The sequence below is a fragment of the Zestomonas ipomoeae genome, assembly GCF_057128665.1.
Genome location: NZ_JBSKHQ010000015.1, coordinates 112590 through 132532 on the forward strand (window position 1 = coordinate 112590; position 19943 = coordinate 132532).

The 19943-nt window shown below is 62.5% G+C and carries 20 protein-coding genes; 15 read left to right on the forward strand and 5 right to left on the reverse strand.

Going from position 1 to position 19943, the window contains the following annotated elements; translation table 11 throughout:
* Positions 1-9 precede the first annotated feature (9 nt).
* From ACWKV7_RS16545 to ACWKV7_RS16570, 6 genes are all read left to right on the forward strand, one after another.
* On the forward strand, positions 10-1479 hold the full coding sequence (locus ACWKV7_RS16545) for a coniferyl aldehyde dehydrogenase (protein ID WP_483858807.1): 1470 nt from the start codon (positions 10-12) through the stop codon (positions 1477-1479).
* Positions 1476-2021, forward strand: a complete 546-nt coding sequence (locus ACWKV7_RS16550; RefSeq protein WP_483858787.1) for a twin-arginine translocation pathway signal protein — start codon at positions 1476-1478, stop codon at positions 2019-2021. The genes ACWKV7_RS16545 and ACWKV7_RS16550 overlap by 4 nt, the downstream gene beginning before the upstream one ends.
* 58 nt (positions 2022-2079) lie before the next feature.
* Complete coding sequence (locus ACWKV7_RS16555; protein ID WP_483858788.1) at positions 2080-3675, forward strand: GMC family oxidoreductase; 1596 nt, start codon at positions 2080-2082, stop codon at positions 3673-3675.
* A gap of 15 nt (positions 3676-3690) precedes the next feature.
* The gene (locus ACWKV7_RS16560; RefSeq protein WP_483858789.1) at positions 3691-4053 is read left to right on the forward strand and encodes a phosphopantetheine adenylyltransferase; all 363 of its coding nucleotides are present in this window, start codon (positions 3691-3693) and stop codon (positions 4051-4053) included.
* A gap of 74 nt (positions 4054-4127) precedes the next feature.
* Entirely contained in the window at positions 4128-4607 is a 480-nt protein-coding gene (gene coaD / locus ACWKV7_RS16565; RefSeq protein ID WP_483858790.1) for a pantetheine-phosphate adenylyltransferase, read from the forward strand.
* A 109-nt stretch (positions 4608-4716) separates the two neighbouring features.
* Positions 4717-4968 (forward strand): YfhL family 4Fe-4S dicluster ferredoxin, encoded by a 252-nt coding sequence (locus ACWKV7_RS16570; protein ID WP_090446608.1) that lies wholly within the window; start codon positions 4717-4719, stop codon positions 4966-4968.
* A gap of 9 nt (positions 4969-4977) precedes the next feature.
* Here ACWKV7_RS16570 and ACWKV7_RS16575 read toward each other — a convergent pair whose 3' ends face one another.
* The 4 genes from ACWKV7_RS16575 to ACWKV7_RS16590 form a co-directional block, all read right to left on the reverse strand.
* Positions 4978-6837: a Na/Pi cotransporter family protein gene (locus ACWKV7_RS16575; RefSeq protein WP_483858791.1), complete on the reverse strand. Its 1860-nt coding sequence runs from the start codon at positions 6835-6837 to the stop codon at positions 4978-4980.
* A 9-nt stretch (positions 6838-6846) separates the two neighbouring features.
* Positions 6847-7188 carry a multidrug transporter gene (locus tag ACWKV7_RS16580; RefSeq protein WP_483858792.1) on the reverse strand — a complete coding sequence of 114 codons (342 nt, stop codon included), beginning with the start codon at positions 7186-7188 and terminating at the stop codon, positions 6847-6849.
* Between the two features lie 97 nt (positions 7189-7285).
* A complete protein-coding gene (mutM, locus tag ACWKV7_RS16585) occupies positions 7286-8098 on the reverse strand; it encodes a bifunctional DNA-formamidopyrimidine glycosylase/DNA-(apurinic or apyrimidinic site) lyase (protein ID WP_483858793.1) in 813 nt (270 codons plus the stop codon).
* A 68-nt stretch (positions 8099-8166) separates the two neighbouring features.
* Entirely contained in the window at positions 8167-9033 is an 867-nt protein-coding gene (locus ACWKV7_RS16590; protein WP_487249223.1) for an HDOD domain-containing protein, read from the reverse strand.
* Between the two features lie 137 nt (positions 9034-9170).
* Between ACWKV7_RS16590 and ACWKV7_RS16595 the strand changes: the two genes are divergently transcribed.
* From ACWKV7_RS16595 to ACWKV7_RS16620, 6 genes are all read left to right on the forward strand, one after another.
* Positions 9171-9710 (forward strand): type 1 glutamine amidotransferase domain-containing protein, encoded by a 540-nt coding sequence (locus ACWKV7_RS16595; protein WP_483858794.1) that lies wholly within the window; start codon positions 9171-9173, stop codon positions 9708-9710.
* Between the two features lie 155 nt (positions 9711-9865).
* Positions 9866-11059: a class I SAM-dependent rRNA methyltransferase gene (locus ACWKV7_RS16600; RefSeq protein ID WP_483858795.1), complete on the forward strand. Its 1194-nt coding sequence runs from the start codon at positions 9866-9868 to the stop codon at positions 11057-11059.
* 484 nt (positions 11060-11543) lie between these two features.
* Entirely contained in the window at positions 11544-12662 is a 1119-nt protein-coding gene (locus ACWKV7_RS16605) for an ABC transporter ATP-binding protein (protein WP_483858796.1), read from the forward strand.
* A 28-nt stretch (positions 12663-12690) separates the two neighbouring features.
* Positions 12691-13764, forward strand: a complete 1074-nt coding sequence (locus ACWKV7_RS16610; RefSeq protein ID WP_483858797.1) for an ABC transporter substrate-binding protein — start codon at positions 12691-12693, stop codon at positions 13762-13764.
* A gap of 114 nt (positions 13765-13878) precedes the next feature.
* Complete coding sequence (locus tag ACWKV7_RS16615; RefSeq protein ID WP_483858798.1) at positions 13879-15111, forward strand: ABC transporter permease; 1233 nt, start codon at positions 13879-13881, stop codon at positions 15109-15111.
* A gap of 2 nt (positions 15112-15113) precedes the next feature.
* Positions 15114-15959 (forward strand): ABC transporter permease, encoded by an 846-nt coding sequence (locus ACWKV7_RS16620; protein WP_483858799.1) that lies wholly within the window; start codon positions 15114-15116, stop codon positions 15957-15959.
* Positions 15960-15965: 6 nt separating this feature from the next.
* Here ACWKV7_RS16620 and ACWKV7_RS16625 read toward each other — a convergent pair whose 3' ends face one another.
* Positions 15966-16928, reverse strand: a complete 963-nt coding sequence (locus tag ACWKV7_RS16625) for an integron integrase (RefSeq protein WP_483858800.1) — start codon at positions 16926-16928, stop codon at positions 15966-15968.
* Between the two features lie 85 nt (positions 16929-17013).
* Here ACWKV7_RS16625 and ACWKV7_RS16630 point away from each other — a divergent pair, with 85 nt between their 5' ends.
* The 3 genes from ACWKV7_RS16630 (at position 17014) to ACWKV7_RS16640 (ending at position 19861) form a co-directional block, all read left to right on the forward strand.
* Positions 17014-17931 (forward strand): hypothetical protein, encoded by a 918-nt coding sequence (locus ACWKV7_RS16630; RefSeq protein WP_483858801.1) that lies wholly within the window; start codon positions 17014-17016, stop codon positions 17929-17931.
* Between the two features lie 466 nt (positions 17932-18397).
* Positions 18398-18763: a hypothetical protein gene (locus ACWKV7_RS16635; protein ID WP_483858802.1), complete on the forward strand. Its 366-nt coding sequence runs from the start codon at positions 18398-18400 to the stop codon at positions 18761-18763.
* Positions 18764-19348: 585 nt separating this feature from the next.
* Positions 19349-19861 (forward strand): hypothetical protein, encoded by a 513-nt coding sequence (locus tag ACWKV7_RS16640; RefSeq protein ID WP_483858803.1) that lies wholly within the window; start codon positions 19349-19351, stop codon positions 19859-19861.
* Positions 19862-19943: the final 82 nt, after the last annotated feature.

Here is a 19943-nt window from a genome sequence, read left to right on the forward strand (position 1 = left end):
ACTCTAAAAATTCTCGCACGCCACAGCCGATCGCCGAGGAACGCCCGAATGGTCGCCGACATCGCTTACCTGCAACGCACCCAGACCGATATCGATCGCCTGGAGTCTCTGTTCAACGCCCAGCGCACCGCCTTCCAGGCCCAGCCGATGCCCAGCGCGCAGGAGCGCAAGCAATGGCTGAAGGCCCTCGGCGACCTGCTGTCGGCCGAGCGCGAGGCACTGATTCGCGCCATCTCCGAGGACTTCAGCAACCGCTCGGCCGACGAAACCCTGCTGGCCGAGCTGATGCCCAGCCTGCATGGCATCCACTACGTCAGCAAACGCCTGAGCAAATGGATGAAGCCCTCGCGCCGCTCGGTCGGCCTGGCCTTCCAGCCGGCCTCGGCCAAGGTGATCTACCAGCCGCTCGGCGTGGTCGGGGTGATCGTGCCCTGGAACTACCCGCTGTACCTGGCGGTGGGCCCGCTGGTGGGCGCGCTGGCCGCCGGCAACCGGGTGATGATCAAGATGAGCGAGTCGACCCCGGCCACCGCGCAGCTGTTCAAGGACCTGCTGGCGCGCATCTTCCCCGAAGACCAGGTCGCCGTGGTGCTGGGCGAGGCGGAGGTGGGCATGGCCTTCTCCAAACTGCCGTTCGACCATCTGCTGTTCACCGGCGCGACCAGCATCGGCAAGCACGTGATGCGTGCCGCGGCGGAGAACCTCACCCCGGTGACCCTGGAGCTGGGCGGCAAGTCGCCGGCCATCGTGTCCCAGGACGTGCCGCTGCTGGACGCCGCCGAGCGCATCGCCTTCGGCAAGACCCTCAACGCCGGCCAGACCTGCGTGGCACCGGACTACGTGCTGGTGCCTCGCGAGCGACTGGGCGCGTTCGTCGATGCCTATCGCCAGGTCGTCCAGCAGTTCTACCCGCAACTGAGGGACAACCCCGACTACACGGCGATCATCAACGAGCGCCAGTTGCTGCGCCTGAAGAGCTACCTGGCCGACGCCGAGGCGAAGGGCGCGCAGCTCATCCCGCTGTTCCCCGACGCCCAGGGCCGGCGCCTGCCGCACCACATCGTGCTGGAGGTGAACGACGAGATGAAGCTGATGCAGGAGGAGATCTTCGGCCCGCTGCTGCCGGTGATTCCCTACGACCGCCTGGACGACGCCTTCGCCTACGTCAACCAGCGCCCGCGCCCGCTGGCGCTCTACTATTTCGGCTACGACAAGGGAGAACACCAGCGCGTGCTGCACGAAACCCACTCCGGCGGCGTGTGCCTGAACGACACCCTGCTGCACGTGGCCCAGGACGACCTGCCGTTCGGCGGCATCGGCCCGTCGGGCATGGGGCATTACCACGGTCACGAAGGCTTCCTCACCTTCAGCAAGGCCAAAGGCGTGTTCAGCAAGCCGCGCTTCAATGCCGCGCGCATGATCTACCCGCCCTATGGCAAGGCGATCCAGAAGCTGGTCTACCGGCTCTTCGTGCGGTGAGTACGACCATGACAGACAGCGTTAACCTCTCCCGCCGCGGCCTGCTCAAGGTCGGCCTGTTCGGCGGGGCGTTTCTCGCCGCCGGCGGGCTGGCAGCCAGCCTCAGTGGCTGCTCATCGGATGCGCCGAGCGGCGACTACGCGGTACTGCGCGACTCCGACCTGCCGTTCCTGACCGCGCTGATTCCGGTGCTGCTGGATGGCGCGGTGGCGCCGGCACGCATGCCCAAGGCCATGGATGACACCCTGCAGAGCATCGACTTCGGCCTGAACCGGCTATCGCCGGAGATGCTCAAGCTCACCCAGCAGTTGTTCGATGTGCTGGCCATGCCGGTCACCCGCGGTCCGCTGACCGGCATCTGGGGCAGCTGGGAGAACGCCGGCGCCGACGACATGCGCGCCTTTCTCGCGCGTTGGCAGAACAGCTCCATCGGCCTGCTGAAGATGGGCCACGCCTCGCTGCTGCAACTGGTGATGATGGCCTGGTATGGCCAGCCAGACTCCTGGGCGCACTGCGGCTACCCCGGCCCGCCGACGGTCTGACCGCAACCGCCCCCTCATCGAGCGCAGCGCCGCCAGAATCACGAGAGAAGTGCCCGACATGCCCGTACCCGATCTGTTCGCCGATGGCCTGGCCCGCGGCTGGAAAACCTACGACGGCTCACGCCTGGAAAACGACCTGACGCTGGAAGCCGACGTGGCCATCGTCGGCACCGGCGCCGGCGGCGGCACCACGGCGGAAATCCTCAGCGCGGCCGGCCTCAAGGTACTGCTGATCGAGGAAGGTCCGCTGAAGACCAGCAACGACTTCAAAATGCGCGAGGACCTGGCCTACACCAGCCTCTATCAGGAAGGCATCGGTCGCATGAGCAAGGATGGCGCCATCACCATCCTCCAGGGCCGGGCGGTGGGCGGCACCACGCTGATCAACTGGACCTCCAGCTTCCGCACCCCGGACGCGACCCTCGAACACTGGGCCCGGGAGCACAACGTCAAGGGCCATGGCGTCGCCGAGATGGCACCCTGGTTCGCCAGGATGGAAGAGCGCCTCGGTGTCGCGCCCTGGGCCTTGCCGCCCAATGCCAACAACGAAGTACTGCGCACCGGCTGCGACAAGCTCGGCTACCACTGGAAGGTCATTCCGCGCAACGTCAGGGGCTGCTGGAACCTCGGCTACTGCGGCATGGGCTGCCCAACCAACGCCAAGCAGTCGATGCTGGTCACCACCATCCCGGCCACCCTCGACAAGGGTGGCGAGCTGCTCTACCTGGCCCGCGCCGAACGCCTGCTGCTGGACGGCGAGCGGGTCGCCGGCATCGAATGCCTGGGCCTGGACGAACGCTGCGTGGCCCCCACCGGTCGCAAGATCCTGGTCAAGGCCCGCCACTATGTGCTGGCCGGCGGCGCCATCAACACCCCCGGCATCCTGCTGCGCTCCGACGCGCCGGACCCCTACGAACGTGCCGGCAAGCGTACCTTCCTGCACCTGGTGAATTTTTCCGCGGCGCAGTTCGACCAGGTCATCAATCCGTTCTACGGCGCCCCGCAGTCGATCTATTCCGACCACTTCCAGTGGCTGGACGGCACCGCGGGCGCCATGGGCTACAAACTGGAGGTGCCGCCGCTGCACCCGGCGTTGACCGCCACCTTGCTCGGCCGCTTCGGCGTCGACAATGCCCTGCGCATGGAACAACTGCCGCACACCAACGTGATGCTCGCCCTGCTGCGCGACGGCTTCCATCCGGACAGCTCCGAAGGAACGGTGGAGCTGCGTGGCGACGGCAGCCCGGTACTCGACTACCGACTCACCGACTACACCTGGGAGGGCGTACGCCGGGCCTTCCACAGCATGGCCGAGATCCAGTTTGCCGCCGGTGCCAGGGCGGTACTGCCGCTCCATGCCGACGCCGACTACGTGAAGACGCCACAGCAGGCCCGCGAGCTGATCGACGGCCTGAGCCTGGAACTGTTCCGCACCCGCCTGGGCAGCGCCCACGTAATGGGCGGCTGCGCCATGGGCGAAGACCCGCGCCAGGCGGTGACCGACAGCCTCGGCCGCCATCATCAGCTGGAGAACCTATCGATCCACGACGGTTCGCTGTTCCCCACCAGCATCGGCGCCAATCCGCAGCTGTCGATCTATGGCCTTACCGCGCAGTTGGCCACCCAACTGGCGGAGCGGCTGGGCAAGGCGTAGAGCAGAGAGCGGGCAATGGGAAAAATCGTGGCGGCACTGCTCATCGTCGCGGGCATCATCCACATCCTGCCGCTCAGCGGCGCGCTCTATGGCGTGCCGTTCGACGAGCCGAACCTGGCGCTGCTCATGCGTCACCGCGCCGTGCTGTTCGGCCTGCTCGGCGCATTGCTGGTCTACGCCGCGTTCCGGCCGGCGCTGCAACCGGTCGCGCTCTGCGCGGGGCTGATCAGCGTGACCAGCTTCCTGCTGCTGGCAGGGCTGACGCCGGGCTATAACGCCGCCTTGCAACGCGTGGTGCTGGCCGACTGGCTGGCGCTCGCCTGCCTGCTACTGGCTGCCATGCTCAGCCTGTTGGTGCACCATAAAGGTGCAGGCTAGACCATCGGCTTGGCCGTCCGCCCCAGGCTGCGCTACCATCCGAGGCCCCACCGGCCACCCGCCAGGACGCCACGATGAATCGAGTGTTGTACCCAGGGACTTTCGACCCCATCACCAAGGGTCATAGCGATCTGGTCGAGCGCGCCTCGCGGCTGTTCGATCACGTGATCATCGCGGTCGCCGCCAGCCCGAAGAAGAATCCGCTCTTCACGCTGGAACAACGGGTGGAACTGGCTCGCGAAGTCACCAGCCACCTGCCGAACGTCGAGGTGATGGGCTTCGCCACCCTGCTGGCGCAGTTCGCCAAGGAGCAGCAGGCCAACATCCTGCTGCGCGGCCTGCGCGCCGTGTCCGACTTCGAGTACGAATTCCAGCTGGCCAACATGAACCGTCAGCTCGCGCCGGACGTGGAAAGCCTGTTTCTCACGCCGTCGGAAAAGTATTCGTTCATTTCCTCGACCCTGGTGCGGGAAATCGCCGCGCTCGGCGGCGACATCTCCAAATTCGTCCATCCGGCGGTCGCCGAGGCGCTGACCAAGCGCCTCAAGCAGTAAGCGGCCCCACCGGTCAGGCGCCCAGATGCATGATGGGCGCCGATGCGGCACAATTCGCCCCATCGTTGTTTCCAGTGCCGCCGGTCGACAACCGCGGCGGGAGTGCCCCATGTCCCTGATCATCACCGACGACTGCATCAACTGCGACGTCTGCGAACCCGAATGCCCGAACGGCGCGATCTCCCAAGGCGAGGAGATCTATGTGATCGACCCGAACCTGTGCACCGAATGCGTCGGCCACTACGACGAGCCGCAGTGCCAGCAAGTCTGCCCGGTGGACTGCATCCCGCTCGACGAAAACCATGTCGAGAGCAAGGACGAACTGATGCAGAAGTACCTGATCATCACCGGCAAGGCCTGATCCGCGCCGTCACTCCAGCTGGATCAGCGGCTGCCCGTCTTCCTCGGCCAGCTTGCGCACGTCTCGCAACAGCTCGTTGCCGTCCCCTGCGCCCAATAGCAGCACATTGCGCAGGCTCTGGGTGATGCGGCTGGCATATCCCAGGTCGTTCATCAGCGAACCGGCCCGCAGGCCATCCAGGTGCTGCTCGCGCACGGCGGCGAACAGGCGCTGGCGAAACGCACTGTCGAAGGCGGCGGCGCTCTCGTCCAGCTGGTGCAGGCGCTCGGCCCAGGCCTGCTCGGACAGTTCCAGCCGGCCGAGTTCGCGCACGTCGCGCAGCACCCCGAGCAGGTGCCTGCGCAGCTCGACATAGGCCTCGCGGGCCGGCGATTCCGGCTGGCGCAGGTAGTGGCCCAGGTTCTTTTGCAGGTGCTTGGCATCCTTCACCGCATCCACCAGTTGCAACGCGGCCAGCTGGCAACCCACCCATAGCCGTTGCTGGCCCGGGTCCAGGCCGACTTCCAGGCGGCTCATGAAACTCAGCAGATCGCCGTATACGCCCTTGATGTGCCGCTGGTAGAGCTGCTCGGCATCCAGGCCACGCGGGTCAGGATGGGACCGCAGCACGGCCTCGTCCGGTTGCGCGCGCAACAACTGGTCGACCGGCAGATAGAGCGCATGGCAAATCACCTCCAGGCTCAGGCGGCCAAGGTGCTGCAACTCGCGCACCACCGCGTGGGCGGCGCTGTCGGCGGAGGCCAGGGCACTCTCGTCGAGGTAACGGGCGCGGGTCTGCGGCGGTGGGGTATCAGCCAGCACCTCGGTGATCAGCACGCGCGGCTCGTCCGCCTCCGGCAGCAGCCGTTGCAGCAGCCGGGCCAACTGCGCCTGCCAGGGCCAGAACAACAGCACCCCGAAGCCGTTGAACAGGCTATGGAACAGCGCCAGTTGCAGCAGGCCGTTGTCACCCAGGCCGAACGGCGTCAGCAACCCGCGCACCAGCAATGCCAGCGGCTCCAGCAGGGCCAGGGCCAGTATCCCGGCACCGAGGTTGAACAACACGTGGGCCAGGGCCAGGCGCTGACCGGCACGGCCGCCGCCGAGGGCGCCGATTACCGCGGTCACCGTACTGCCGAGATTGGAGCCAATGGCAATGGCCAACGCCTGCTCCAACACCAACTGGCCGCTGGCCAGCGCCGCCAGGGTCAACATCAGGCTGGCGTGGCTGGACTGCACCAGCACCGTGACCAGCACGCCCAGCCCGGCGAACAGCATATGCCCAGCAAGCCCTGATACGTGCCAGCGGCCCGGGTCGAGCCCGGTCTCGATGAGGGAGAAGCCGGCCTTCATCTGTTCGATGCCGAGGAACAGGAAGGCCACGCCCAGTATCACCCGACCGATGGCCTGCCCGCGGGCGCCGGCAAAACCGGCCAGCACGCCGAATACCAGCAAAGGTAGGGCCAGGGGGCTCAGGCTGAAGTCCTGCCCGGCCAGTGCCAGCAGCCAGATGCCGCTGGTGGTGCCGAGGTTGGCGCCGAACAGGATGGCGATGCCGGCGCCAAGCTGGACCAGGCCAGCGCTGACGAACGCGATGGTCAACAAGGAAACCAGGGAGCTGGACTGCACCAGCATGGTGGAGCTGATGCCGAACATCAGGCTCTTGAAGGGCGTGGCGGTACTCAGCGCCAGCAGGTGTTCGAGCCAGCCGCCGGCGAGCTGGCGCAAGCCCTCCTCCAGGCACCGCATGCCAAACAGGAACAGCGCCAGTCCGGCGCAGAGCTGCAACCAGCCGGCACTGAACCAGAAGGACAGTCCGAGCAAAGCAAACAGCAGGCACCATGAAAAAAGCCGCGCCCGTACCAGACGGGAGCGGCTCTTTTCGGTCATTTCAGGCGATCAGTCCTGCTTGTAGCCGCTGGTGGTGCAACCCAGGCAGCGCACGAAGGCTTCGCGGCCCGGTTCGACGACCAGTGCCTTGCCGGCTTCCTTGACGTTGCCGCCCAGGGCGGAGAACGGCAGGCTGATGACGAACAGGCCGGCACCCACGACGGTGGCACCGATCAACAGCGGACGGGCGATCAACAGGTCACCGGCCATGGCGAAGCCTTTGGGCGCGTTGGCGGTGTAATGCGGATCGCCGCTGGTGTTCTGTTGGGCCACCTCATTCGCCTGCGCCGGCATCGCCAGCAGGCCAGTGGTCAGCGCCAAGACAACGGCAGTCGAGCGGAACAGATTCATGGAGCGGTCCTTAGCTATAGGTGGCAGTGCAAGTAACTATAACAGTGCTCGCGCAATTGTCAGCGTGACGGACGTCAATCGCCACGCAAACCGCGCATCAGCGCTGGCAGCGACCACAGAAGACGCTGGCCCGCTGGCCCAGGCGCACCTCGCGCAGGGTGCCGCCGCAGGTTTTACAGAATTCGCCGCCGCGGCCGTAGACGAACAACTCCTGCTGGAAGTAGCCGGGCTGGCCGTCGCCGCCGACGAAGTCGCGCAGGGTCGTGCCTCCCCGCTCGATGGCATGGGCCAGCACCCGCTTGATCTCCTGCGCCAGCCGCTCGTAGCGCGCTCGCGAGATCGAGCCGGCGGCGCGCCGGGGGTCGATGCCAGCAGCAAACAACGCTTCGCTGGCGTAGATGTTGCCCACCCCCACCACCACCGCGTTGTCCATGATGAACGGCTTGACCGCCATGCTGCGCCCGCGGGACAGCTGGTACAGCCGCTCGCCGGCGAACGCCTCGGTCAGCGGTTCCGGGCCCAGGCTACGCAGCAATTCGTGGTTGAGCGGATCGAGACTCCAGAGCAGCGCGCCGAACCGTCGCGGGTCGGTGTAGCGCAGGGCCATGCCGCTTTCCAGCACGATATCCACATGCTCGTGCTTGGCCGCCGGCAAGTCCGCCGGCACCATGCGCAGGCTGCCGGACATGCCCAGGTGGCCGATCAGGGTGCCGGCCTCGGCCTGGAACAGCAGGTATTTGGCACGCCGTTCGATGCCTTCGATGCGCTGCCCGGACAGGCGCACGTCGAGGTCCTCGGGAATGGGCCAGCGCAGGCGCCGCTCGCGCACGATCACGCGGCTGACACGCTGGCCTTCGAGGTGCGGGGCCAGGCCGCGACGGGTGGTTTCGACTTCGGGTAGTTCAGGCATGACGGCGAACGGCAGCGGCGGGCGGCAAACCTTAGCAGGAATGCCGCAGGCCGACGAGGTGGGTGGGTTCAGCTGAGGCTCAGCTCGCGAATGCTCTCCTTGAGGTTCTCGAAGTCGTATTCGGACAGCCCGACATACTCCAGCACCATCGTCTCGATGCTCTGCCACTCGAAATCTTCCAGCTGGGCGCCGAGCACCTGTGGCGTGGCGCAGATGTGCTCGGCCATCTTCAGGATCGCCAGCAACGTCTTCAACTGCGCATCGCGGCCGGAATCGTCGCTGAAGATCGACAAGGCATTATGGTGGTTGGCGATCACCTCGCAGAGGTGCAACGGCAGGTTCCATGACTTGGCAATGAAGTAGCCGACCACCGCATGGTTGGTATTGAGGATGCGGTTTTCCGTGTCGACGATGCGCCGCTCGGCGGTGGCGCTGGCATAGGCCTCCTCCAGCACGTTCATGTAGTTGGGGAAGCGCTTGATCATCAGCGGGATGCCGCAATTGTGGAACAGCCCCAGGGTGTAGGCCTCGTCCGGCGCCTGGTAGCCGATGCGCTTGGCCAGGCTCAGGCAGGTCATCGCCACGTCTTGGGCACTGTCCCAGAAACGATTGAGGGTGACGATGGCCTCGTCGCTCATCTCGCCCTTGATCGACTGGGCGTTGATCAGGTTGATCACCGTGTCGCAGCCGAGCAGGTTGACCGCCTGCTGGATCGAGGCAATGCGGTTGGCCAGGCCGAAGAACGGCGAATTGACGATCTTCAGCAGCGCGCCGGACAGGCCGGGGTCCTGGCCGATCAGCTTGGCAATGGTCTTCAGGTCGGGATTGGGCATGACCTGTTCCATCTGCAGGTCGACCATGATTTGCGGTTGCGGTGGCACGCTGATGCCCTGGAGCACCTGGCGGATCTGTTCGGCGGAGAGTTCAAGGGCCATGACGGAAATGCTCGTGGTAAGCCGCTCAGGCAGCAGGCTGGAACTTTGCGGTAGGGCGGGGTCGGAATTTCAAGGAGCCCGCCCGCCGGTGTATCGGCAGACGCGGCGAATCTTCAACCCGGATCAGGAGTTTATAAATGGCCGACACCCTCAATGGCAAACGTATAGCACTGCTGGTGACCGACGGTTTCGAACAGGCCGAGATGACCGGCCCCAAAGAGGCCCTGGAAAAGGCCGGCGCCCGGACCGAGATCGTCAGCGACCACGCCGGGCAGGTCACCGGCTGGCATCACACGACGCCCGGCGACAAGTTCGATGTCGACAAGACCCTCGAACATGTCCATGTCGAGGACTACGACGCTCTGGTACTGCCCGGTGGCGTGGTCAATGCCGATGCCATTCGCACCGTGCCGCTGGCGCAGAAGCTGGTGCAGGATGCCGCGCGCACCGGCAAGCCGATTGCCGTGATCTGCCACGGCGCCTGGTTGCTGGCATCCTGCGACCTGGTCAAGGGTAAGACCATGACCAGTTGGCCGTCGCTGGCCGACGACCTGAAAAACGCCGGCGCCCACTGGGTCGACCAGGAAGTGGTGGTCGACGGCACACTGATCAGCAGCCGCAACCCCGGCGACATTCCCGCTTTCAATCAGAAGCTCATCGAGGCGCTGGCGGCCTGAGCCGCGGCAGAGCGAATGCCGGGTTCGCGGGTATCCGCCGCAGGAGCTGTTCACGCCCGCGAACAGAGCCGGCAGGATGACACTCGGCTGCGCGGCTTCGCTGCGCCCATCGCAAGCGGCGGGTTATACTTCCGCTCTTTTTCCCGGAGCCCCCCATGTCCCTGCCCAGCCTGCGCCTAAAAGCCAATGCCGACCGTCGCCTGCGCGCCGGCCATCTGTGGGTCTACAGCAACGAGGTGGACGTGGCGGCGACCCCGCTCAACGGCTTCGCCGCCGGCGACCAGGCCATTCTCGAAGCGGCCGGCGGCAAGCCGCTGGGCGTGGTGGCCCTGAGCCCGAACAACCTGATCTGCGCCCGCCTGGTCTCCCGCGATACCAAGCACGTGCTCGACAAGTCGCTGCTGGTGCACCGCATCAATGTCGCCCTGTCCCTGCGCGAGCGGCTGTTCGACGTGCCCTGCTATCGCCTGGTCTACGGCGATGCCGACCTGCTGCCCGGCCTGGTGGTCGACCGTTTCCATGACGTGCTGGTGGTGCAACTGGCCTCGCCGGCCATGGAGCGGCACAAGGACGACGTGCTCGCCGCGCTGATTCAGGTGCTCAAGCCCAGCGGCGTGCTGTGGAAGAACGACTCTGCCGCCCGCGATGCGGAAGGCCTGGAGCGCTACGTTGCCACCGCCTACGGCGAAGTGCCGGAGTGGGTCGCCCTGGAAGAGAATGGCGTCAAGTTCGAAGCCCCGGTGTTGCAAGGGCAGAAGACCGGCTGGTTCTACGATCACCGCATGAACCGCGCGCGCCTGGCGCCCTACGTGCAGGGCAAACGCGTGCTCGATCTGTTCAGCTACATCGGGGGCTGGGGCGTGCAGGCGGCCGCCTTCGGCGCTGCCGAGGTGATGTGCGTCGACGCTTCGGGCTTCGCCCTCGATGGGGTGGAGCGCAACGCGGCGCTCAACGGCGTCGGCGAGAAGATGACCTGCGTCGAAGGCGATGTGTTCGAGGCGCTGAAGGAGCTGAAGCTCGCCGAAGAACGCTTCGACGTGGTGATCGCCGACCCGCCGGCCTTCATCAAGCGCAAGAAGGACCTGAAGAACGGCGAGGCCGCCTACCGCCGCCTCAATGAACAGGCCATGCGCCTGCTCAACAAGGACGGCATCCTCGTCAGCGCCTCCTGCTCCATGCACCTGCCGGAAGACGACCTGCAGAACATCCTGCTCTCCAGCGCCCGCCACCTGGACCGCAGCATGCAACTGCTCGAACGCGGCGGCCAGGGCCCTGACCACCCGGTGCACCCGGCCATCGCCGAGACCCGCTACATCAAGAGCCTGACCTGCCGCATCCTGCCGAGCTGAGTTGACGTTCCGCAGGAGCGGGCCACGCCCGGGAACCATCAGTGCCGTCCTGCCTTCGCAGGCAAGGCCCGCCTACCCAGTCGCCAGCCAGTAGGTTGCGGTTGAGCGTAGCGAAGCCCAACGTGACCGAGCCGCGCCGTGACGCGTAGTTGGGCTTCGTCGCTTCGCTCCTCAACCGCACAGCGTCCAATCCTTCGCAGGCAGCCTCACGGGGGCCATCGGCAAGACAGCCGCGCCGACCGTTCAGCCTCCAGTAACGCCCGGCACCAGGTATCTGTTACCCAGCACCCCAGCCAGGGCTACATGGCCAGCATGGTCTATGCTGAATCCGGCATAGCGACTGGCCAGTCATCTTCTGGCGCGCTAATTGCCTTAGGAAACCCCACAGACCCGCACCCGGTACGCCCGGCAAGCGGGTGACGGGGTCGCCGGGCCATAAGTCCGGCACCGATGCAGAGCACTTGACCCGATCGGGGGAGGATTGATGGCCGACCAAGCCAAGGATCGACCGTTCCTGCAATTCACCAATGTGAAGAAGACCTACGACCACAAGACCCTGGTGGTGAAGGACTTCAACCTGGAGGTGGCCCAGGGCGAATTCATCACCCTGCTCGGCCCCTCCGGCTCCGGCAAAACCACCTGCCTGATGATGCTCGCCGGCTTCGAGGACGTGACCAGCGGCGAGATCCTGATCAACGGCCGCAGCGTCACCAGCATCGCCCCCTACGAACGCAACATCGGCATGGTCTTTCAGCAGTACGCACTGTTCCCGCACATGACCATCCGCGAGAACCTCGCCTACCCGCTGAAAATCCGCAAGAAACCCAAGGACGAAATCCGCGCCAAGGTCGACGAATACCTGGCCCTGGTCGAGCTGCAATCCTTCGGCAACCGCTATCCCGGCCAACTTTCCGGCGGCCAGCGCCAGCGCGTGGCCCTGGCCCGCGCGCTGATCTTCGCCCCGGACATCGTGCTGATGGACGAACCGCTCGGCGCGCTGGACAAGAAGCTGCGCGAGCAGATGCAGTTCGAGATCAAGCGCCTGCATGAGCAGCTCGGCTTCACCGTCATCTACGTCACCCACGACCAGACCGAAGCGCTGACCATGTCCGACCGCATCGCCGTATTCAACCACGGCATCGTCCAGCAGTGCGCGCCGCCCCACGTGCTCTACGAGCGTCCGGCCAACCTGTTCGTCGCCGACTTTATCGGCGAGAGCAACAAGCTGCCCGGCGTCGTCGAAACCGTGGGCGAGGACACCGTCAGCGTGCGCCTGGTCGACGGCTCCCAGGTCAGCGCACTGAAGGCCAACTGCACCACACTGGGGCAACCGACCACCGTCTCGGTGCGCCCGGAAAAGCTGACCTTTACCACCCGCCTCGGCGATGCCGGCAACCAGGTGCGCGCGCGCTTCGTCACCCGCCATTACGTCGGCGAATACATTCGCTACCACTTCCAGGCCGCCGACGGCAGCGAGCTGGTGGTGAAGAATCTGAACGACAGTTCAGCCCCGCAACTCAGCGCCCAGGAAGAAGTCGCCCTGGCCTGGCTGCCCAGCGACAGCCAGGCCCTGGACCGGCAGGAAGTCCCGACGACGCTCTGAACAAAAAACCGGCAAATGGAGCAAAGCAATGGTTAGAACACTGAGCACGACCGTTTCCGCCTTCACCCTCGCCGCCGCACTGGGCCTGGTTTCCGCCAGCGCCAGCGCCGAAGACAGCCTCACCGTGGTGTCCTGGGGCGGCGCCTACGGCGCGGCGCAGAAGAACCACATGATCGACCCGTTCCAGAAGGACACCGGGGTCAAGGTGCTGTTCGAGGACTATTCCGGCGGCGTGGCCGAGATGAAGGCCCAGGTGGAGTCCGGCAACATCCAGTGGGACGTGGTCGACGTCGAGGTGATCGACCTCGAGCGCGCCTGCTCCGAAGGCCTGCTGGAAGAGATTCCGCGCGACATCCTGCCCGCCGGTGCCGACGGCAAGCCGGCCGCCGAGGACTTCATCCCCGAGGCACTGGCCAGCGAGTGCGCGGTGGGCAACATCGTCTGGTCGGTGGTGTTCGCCTACAACAAGAACACCATCGGCAAGACCCCGGCCGCGTCCATCGAAGACTTCTTCGACACCAAGAAGATTCCCGGCAAGCGCGCCATGCGCAAGCGCCCGCAGGTGAACATGGAGTGGGCGCTGATGGCCGACGGCGTGAAGCCCGAGGACGTCTACGCGGTGCTGGCCACCCCGGAAGGCCAGCAGCGCGCCTTCGACAAACTGGCCACCATCAAGAACGACATCGTCTGGTTCGACTCCTGGTCGCAGGCCCCGCAACTGCTCAACGACGGCGGCGCGGTGCTGGTGCAGTCGGCCAACGGCCGCTTCTACGACGCCATCCGCCAGGAAGGCAAGCCGTTCGAGATCGTCTGGGACGGCCACGTCTACGACCTCGACGCCTGGGCCGTGCTCAAGGGCTCGCCGAAGAAGGACCTGGCCTTCAAGTTCATCGCCTACGCCACCCAGTCCAAGCCGCTGGCGGGCATGTCGGATGTGGCCTACGGCCCGACCCGCAAGTCCTCCACGCCGATGATGGACCCCGCCGCCGCCCCGCACCTGCCCACCGCCCACCTCGACCAGGGCATCCAGGCCGGCTCGGAGTTCTGGGCCGACTACGGCGAGTCCCTCGGCGAGAAATTCAACGAGTGGCTGCTGAAGTAACCCGCCCACCCCGGATGGCACTGCGCTGATCCGGGCGTCACCCTCCCCTCTCCCACCGGGAGAGGGGCCGGGGGTGAGGGGCACACCGCGCAAATCCGCATCAGGAGTTCTCGTTTGTCATCCCTGACCACCAGCGAAGCCAAGCAAGCCGCCTCCGGCCGCCGCCACAAACGGTGGACCGCGTTCCTCTTCGTGGTGCCTTTGCTGCTGTTCATCCTGCTGACCTTCGTCGCGCCCATCGGCAGCATGCTCTGGCGCAGCGTGCACCACCCGACGGTGGCGGAACTGATTCCGCAAACCCTCGACGAACTGGAGCGCTGGGACGGCAAGCAGACCCCGGACGCGCAGACCCTGAGCGTGTTCGCCAGCGAACTTCACGACCTGGCCAAGCAGCGCCTCTCCGGCAAGCTGGCCGAAGAGTTCAACCGCGCCTACGCCGGCATGTCCAGCGTGGTCAAATCCAGCGCGCGCAAGCTTGGCCGCCTGGACGAACAGGCCCTCGCCGAGCGCGGTGCCGACGAATTGCTCAAGGCCCATCGCAACTGGAGCAAGCCGGATCTCTGGTTCGCCATCCAGCGCGCCGGCCAACCGTACACCTACGACTACTACCTGACCGCCCTCGACCTGGAACTGCACCCGGACGACGGCATCCAGGTACGCGAAGACACCCAGATCTACCTGCAGCTCTACACCAAGACCCTGAACATGGCGCTGGTCATCACCCTGCTCTGCGCCCTGCTCGGCTACCCGCTGTCCTACTACCTGGCCGGGCTGCCGTCGAACCGCGCCAACCTGCTGCTGGTACTGGTACTGCTGCCGTTCTGGACCTCGCTGCTGGTACGCACCACCGCCTGGATCGCCCTGCTGCAGACCAACGGCGTGATCAACTCCTTCCTGATGGGCGTCGGCCTCACCGGCGAACCGCTGGAGATGCTCTACACCTCGTTCGCCACCATCATCGCCATGACCCACATCCTGCTGCCGTTCATGATCCTGCCGCTGTACAGCGTGATGCGCGGCATCGACCCCAGCTACCTGCGCGCCGCCCTGTCCCTTGGCGCCAGACCGATCCCGGCCTTCGCCCGCATCTACTTCCCGATGACCCTGCCGGGCCTCAGCGCCGGCGCCCTGCTGGTGTTCATCATTTCCGTCGGCTACTACATCACCCCGGCGCTGGTCGGCGGCACCGACGGGCAGATGATCAGCAACATCATCGCCTTCCACATGCAGCGCTCGAACAACTGGGAACTGGCCGCCGCGCTGGGCTCCATCCTGCTGGCGCTGATCCTCTTGCTCTACTGGCTGTACGACCGCTTCGTCGGCGCCAGCAACATCAAACTGGGGTGAGCATGATTCCCGCCTACTACGGTTTCTGGCACCGTCTCGGCGCCCGCCTGCTGAGCTTCGGCTCCTGGCTGGTGCTGCTGTTCCTGATCCTGCCGATCCTGGTCATCGTGCCGCTGTCGTTCAACGTCGAGCCGTTCTTCAGCTTTACCGAAGGCATGCTGCGCCTCGACCCGGACGCCTACTCGCTGCGCTGGTACCGGGCGATCTTCGATGACCCGAAATGGGTGCTGGCGATCCAGAACAGCTTCTTCATCGGCATCTGCTCCACCATCGTCGCCACCGCCCTGGGCACCTGCGCGGCGGTCGGCCTGGCCCGCGACGATATGCCGTTCCGCCGCTTCATCACCGCGCTGTTGCTGTCACCGATGATCGTGCCGCTGATCATCACTGCCGCCGGCATGTTCTTCTTCTACTCCAACTTCAACCTGGCCGGCAGTTACCTGGGCGTGATCCTCGCCCACGCCGCCCTGGGCACGCCCTTCGTCATCATCACCGTCACCGCCACCCTGGCCGGCTTCGACTACTCCCTGGTCCGCGCCGCCCTCAACCTCGGCGCCACCCCGCTGCGCGCATTCTTCGACGTCATCATGCCGCTGATCCGCCCCGGCGTGATCTCCGGCGCCCTGTTCGCCTTCATCACCTCCTTCGACGAAGTGGTGGTCATCCTCTTCATGGCCGGCCCCCAACAGCGCACCATCCCCCGCCAGATGTTTTCGGGGCTGCGCGAACAGATCAACCCGAGCATCCTGGCGATTGCGACGTTGTTGATATTGGTGTCGATTGCGTTGTTGGTGACGCTGGAGCTGCTGCGCCGGCGCTCCGAGCGATTGCGAGGGGTGGAGCAGTGAGAGGGCTCAGGCATCCAGCGGGCTGATCACGCCACAGCCGCCACGATTGAGCACATGGGTATAAATCTGCGTCGTACTCACGTCCTTATGCCCCAACAACTCCTGAATAGTGCGAATGTCGTAGCCGCGCTCCAGCAGATGCGTAGCAAACGAATGGCGTAGCGTATGACTGCTGGCTAGCTTGTCGATCCGCGCAATTCGCAGCGCCGCCCGAATCGCTCGTTGCAGGGTTTTCTCATCCGCATGGTGACGAGCCCGCTTGCCAGACCGGGGATCGACACTCAGTCGCGTGGAAGGAAACACGAATTGCCATCCCCAGTCGCGACCGGCGTTCGGATACTTACGCGCCAGTGCAAAGGGCAGCACCGCTTCGCCGAAACCGTCCATCAAGTCACTATCGTGCAAGGTCCGCACCCATTGCAGATGGCTGCTCAGAGCCCCCTGCAAACGCTCCGGCAGCAGAGTGACGCGATCTTTCTGTCCCTTTCCATCGCGCACCAAAATCTGTCGGCGCTCGAAATCCACGTCTTTTACCCGCAAGCGCAATACCTCCATCAGCCGCATGCCCGTGCCATACATGAGCTGTGCCATCAGGCCAGTCGTTCCCTCCATCGCCGCCAGCAAACGCTGAACCTCCGAGACGCTCAACACCACAGGCAACCGTTCGGGACGCCGTGCACGCGTAACCCCGTCGAGCCACGGCAACTCCATGCCGAGCACTTCCTTGTAGAGAAACAGAACCGCCGCGAGCGCCTGATTCTGCGTAGATGCCGCGACATTGCGCTGCACGGCCAAGTGGGACAAATATGCTTCGATCTCCTGTGCCCCCATTTCCTGCGGATGCCGCTTTCCATGAAACAGAATGAATCGCCGCACCCAGCCTACGTAAGCCTCCTCGGTACGAATGCTGTAATGCTTGGTACGGATGACGGCGCGAAGCTGGTCGAGTAATTTTGGCTTGCTTTCCATGGTGCCTAATCCATCCTTGTCCAAGTCCCCTAAGCACGGACCACTGCTATATTTTTCAATGGGTTAGATTACCAGGGAAGGCGTTATGCACCATTTCTGGTGTAATCCAACGCCCCATTTAGGGGGCCTAATTCTTGTTAGGGACCAAATGAAATACCCACCAGTACAATCATGCATATATTGTGGTAATAGCAAAGGAGTGCTTGGAGATGAGCACATAATTCCGCTATCACTCAATGGAGCAATGATTTTACCTAAGGCAAGCTGCAAGTCATGCGAAAAAGAAACTCATAAATATGAGCACACTGTAGCTAGAAGAATTTTTGGTCACTTCAGAATCAGGTATGGCGTAAAGACAAGAAGAAAGAATAAACGCCCAGAATTTATAGAGATTGGCACAGTAGATAATTTCGGAAATACTGGAAAGAAAAAAGTCCCATACAAAGAGTGCCCAGTAACTCTTATCATGTACAAGTATGAAGAGTGTGACTATCTGAAGGGAAATACTGAAGATCAGTCAAAATTTAACTGGCTCCCCATAACAATATTTAGCAAAAAAGAATTAGATAAACTTGTCGCAGAATACAACTGGGACAGAAAAATGCAATTCATGGCTGTTCCAAATGAATTTGCAAGAATGCTAGCTAAAATAGCATATTCGTATATTGTTGCTGAGCTTGGGTTGGGCGGATTTATTCCACACAAACAGCTTATAGACGTAATTCTTAATAGAGATGACAATATTTCATACTTAATCGGTGGCGATTGGGAGATCCCACCGCCTGACCCTGCTGGGCATCACCATTTGGAATGGACAGCGAAGGTTGACAATAATAGCGCCGATATAGTTGTGGAAATTCGTCTTTTCCCTGCTTTTGAAACTCCGCAGTATAGAGTTGTAGTAGGTAAAATTGATCTAACTGACCCTATACAAAAATCAGCATTTGAAAACAAAATTCGAGTTGCTTTAAATGATGGAACCGGGCGCGTTATTGGCCCCTAACAAATGGTTCAAACCGTTCGCTTCGCTCACTGGGACGGGCTAAAGCCCGCCCCTTAACCAAACGTTAGGCATATAGAGCTCAAAGCCGTGCACCCAGGGGAAATCGCAGAATGAATAATCCGGCACCGTGCATATCCCTGAAAAAGCATCGGCGCATTTGAAATCGTGACCGGGCCGGAAATCGGTGGAAGCCATATCATCGCCCAGGCCATAAAATCGCTGGCCGGCAGGTTGTCCGCTGAGAGCAATGTCATCACGCTGGCCATAACATCACGCCAGCAAACCCCAAGTGGAAAGGCGAAGGAACGCATGCAAGTACATCAAAAATCAAAGGCAGGTACGGCGTCGCATCAGCGCCCCGCTGCCGCCCTTCGAACCGCTTGCCTAACAAGCGGTTCAAATCGCTCGCTCCGCTCGCTGGGACGGGCTAAAGCCCGCCCCTTAACCAAACGTTAGGCACACCCACATGCGCCGCGAAACCGCCACCATACTTGCTCCAATATTAGCAGCGGCTACAACAATGGCAGCATCGGTTGTCTTACCTGAGAAAATATACGCATCTATTAATCCAATGAACCTAGCAATCGCATTTATCTTTGCAGTCCCACTGGGCATAATCATGGCGGCTGGCTTGGTCTACTTCCTACACCCAGCACTAGAAGCCAACAAAAAACTTACCTATACGTACTGCATCTTAATTCCTGTAGCAATATCCGGGGCAATATCTATTACTGCGTTGTGGCCAGATTTATTAGCAATAGCTTTGGTATTTTGGGCTGGGCTCGCCGGGGCCATCTATCGTGCAATCTACACCAGCAATGCAAATGCCTAACAACAGGTTCAAACCGTTCGCTACGCTCACTGGGACGGGCTAAAGCCCGCCCCTTAACCAAACGTTAGGCAAAACATGCGTACTTTCATAATCATCATCAGCTTCCTATTTTCACAAGCTTCGTTGGCATGTTATGCACCAAGGAGCGGGCAAGAATTCGATGATCTAATAAAACTTGAAAAACTTTCTGGCTTAAACAGATATAGGGTTACAGTCCCGCGAAAGGTGGAAGATTTATCTGATCCAATAATAACTCTCGCATATACCGAGAGCGATGTTAAAAGCGCCTCCACTTCCGAGCCACACGAAACGCTTAGCCCCAGCTTCACGTCTGGGGTTGCTCGCGCAGAATTCACAGTAGAAAAAAAGGGAAATGGAAAGCCCTATATCGTCGTCAGATGGTCGCCGAAAGAGTGCTGCCCTTGCGGCATACATGCACATACTAAATACATTGATATTGAATAATGCTTTGCTACTCTATGTGCGAAATGCCTAACAAGGCGCTGAAATCGCTCATTTCTTTCGCTGGGACGGCGTTCCGCCGCCCCTTAGCTTAATCGTTAGGTCTCAAAGGAGAACTGCGCAGTGTCCAAGCACGGAAAGCGAGACATCTTGATTCACTTCGATGAAGAGAAGAATGAAGTCATTCTTTATACCGTCGCCATTGGCGACACAGAAGAAATCCGCGCTAAAGAGTTCGATGGTGCCAGGCTAGATACTCCATATATTTTAAATATGCCTGCTGACGACGCCGAAAAAATGCTTGGCCGAGCAATCTTCTCACTTATAGATTCATTTTCATTTAAGAAAATTGGCGTCCGACCTTATGAAACACTGAATGAAGAGCGGCATCAGCGCGAAGTGGCGGAGTACGAGCTTGCTGCAAGCCAAGGAGATGCAGAGTCACAGTACATGCTCTTCATTGAATATCATACGAGGGTTCTTTCGCGAGGAGATGCTTCAGCGCTGGAGCTGGCTGAGCAAATGCTTGAGGCTGCTGCAAATCAAGGCTATACGGACGCACTGAAGAGCAAAGAAAACTGGCCGTTGATGCGTGCAGCCGCAGAACGGCGGTTGAAACGTGGTACATCGACCTAACAACTTATATGGACTCTCCCCACAAGCAGTGAGGACAGCTTTTTTCGATCCTGTCGTCAGCGCGGTTGCATTCGTATATCCG

Bases quoted from the DNA above. Each gene is read 5' to 3' on its own strand.
- ACWKV7_RS16610 (WP_483858797.1), top strand. From the start codon at position 12,691: ATGGTTAGAACACTGAGCACGACCGTTTCCGCCTTCACCCTCGCCGCC.
- ACWKV7_RS16620 (WP_483858799.1), top strand. From the start codon at position 15,114: ATGATTCCCGCCTACTACGGTTTCTGGCACCGTCTCGGCGCCCGCCTG.
- ACWKV7_RS16590 (WP_487249223.1), bottom strand. From the start codon at position 9,033: ATGGCCCTTGAACTCTCCGCCGAACAGATCCGCCAGGTGCTCCAGGGC.
- mutM (WP_483858793.1), bottom strand. From the start codon at position 8,098: ATGCCTGAACTACCCGAAGTCGAAACCACCCGTCGCGGCCTGGCCCCG.
- ACWKV7_RS16570 (WP_090446608.1), top strand. From the start codon at position 4,717: ATGTCCCTGATCATCACCGACGACTGCATCAACTGCGACGTCTGCGAA.
- ACWKV7_RS16560 (WP_483858789.1), top strand. From the start codon at position 3,691: ATGGGAAAAATCGTGGCGGCACTGCTCATCGTCGCGGGCATCATCCAC.
- ACWKV7_RS16580 (WP_483858792.1), bottom strand. From the start codon at position 7,188: ATGAATCTGTTCCGCTCGACTGCCGTTGTCTTGGCGCTGACCACTGGC.
- ACWKV7_RS16635 (WP_483858802.1), top strand. From the start codon at position 18,398: ATGCGCCGCGAAACCGCCACCATACTTGCTCCAATATTAGCAGCGGCT.
- ACWKV7_RS16630 (WP_483858801.1), top strand. From the start codon at position 17,014: ATGCACCATTTCTGGTGTAATCCAACGCCCCATTTAGGGGGCCTAATT.
- ACWKV7_RS16625 (WP_483858800.1), bottom strand. From the start codon at position 16,928: ATGGAAAGCAAGCCAAAATTACTCGACCAGCTTCGCGCCGTCATCCGT.
- ACWKV7_RS16575 (WP_483858791.1), bottom strand. From the start codon at position 6,837: ATGACCGAAAAGAGCCGCTCCCGTCTGGTACGGGCGCGGCTTTTTTCA.
- ACWKV7_RS16605 (WP_483858796.1), top strand. From the start codon at position 11,544: ATGGCCGACCAAGCCAAGGATCGACCGTTCCTGCAATTCACCAATGTG.
- ACWKV7_RS16600 (WP_483858795.1), top strand. From the start codon at position 9,866: ATGTCCCTGCCCAGCCTGCGCCTAAAAGCCAATGCCGACCGTCGCCTG.
- ACWKV7_RS16555 (WP_483858788.1), top strand. From the start codon at position 2,080: ATGCCCGTACCCGATCTGTTCGCCGATGGCCTGGCCCGCGGCTGGAAA.
- coaD (WP_483858790.1), top strand. From the start codon at position 4,128: ATGAATCGAGTGTTGTACCCAGGGACTTTCGACCCCATCACCAAGGGT.
- ACWKV7_RS16595 (WP_483858794.1), top strand. From the start codon at position 9,171: ATGGCCGACACCCTCAATGGCAAACGTATAGCACTGCTGGTGACCGAC.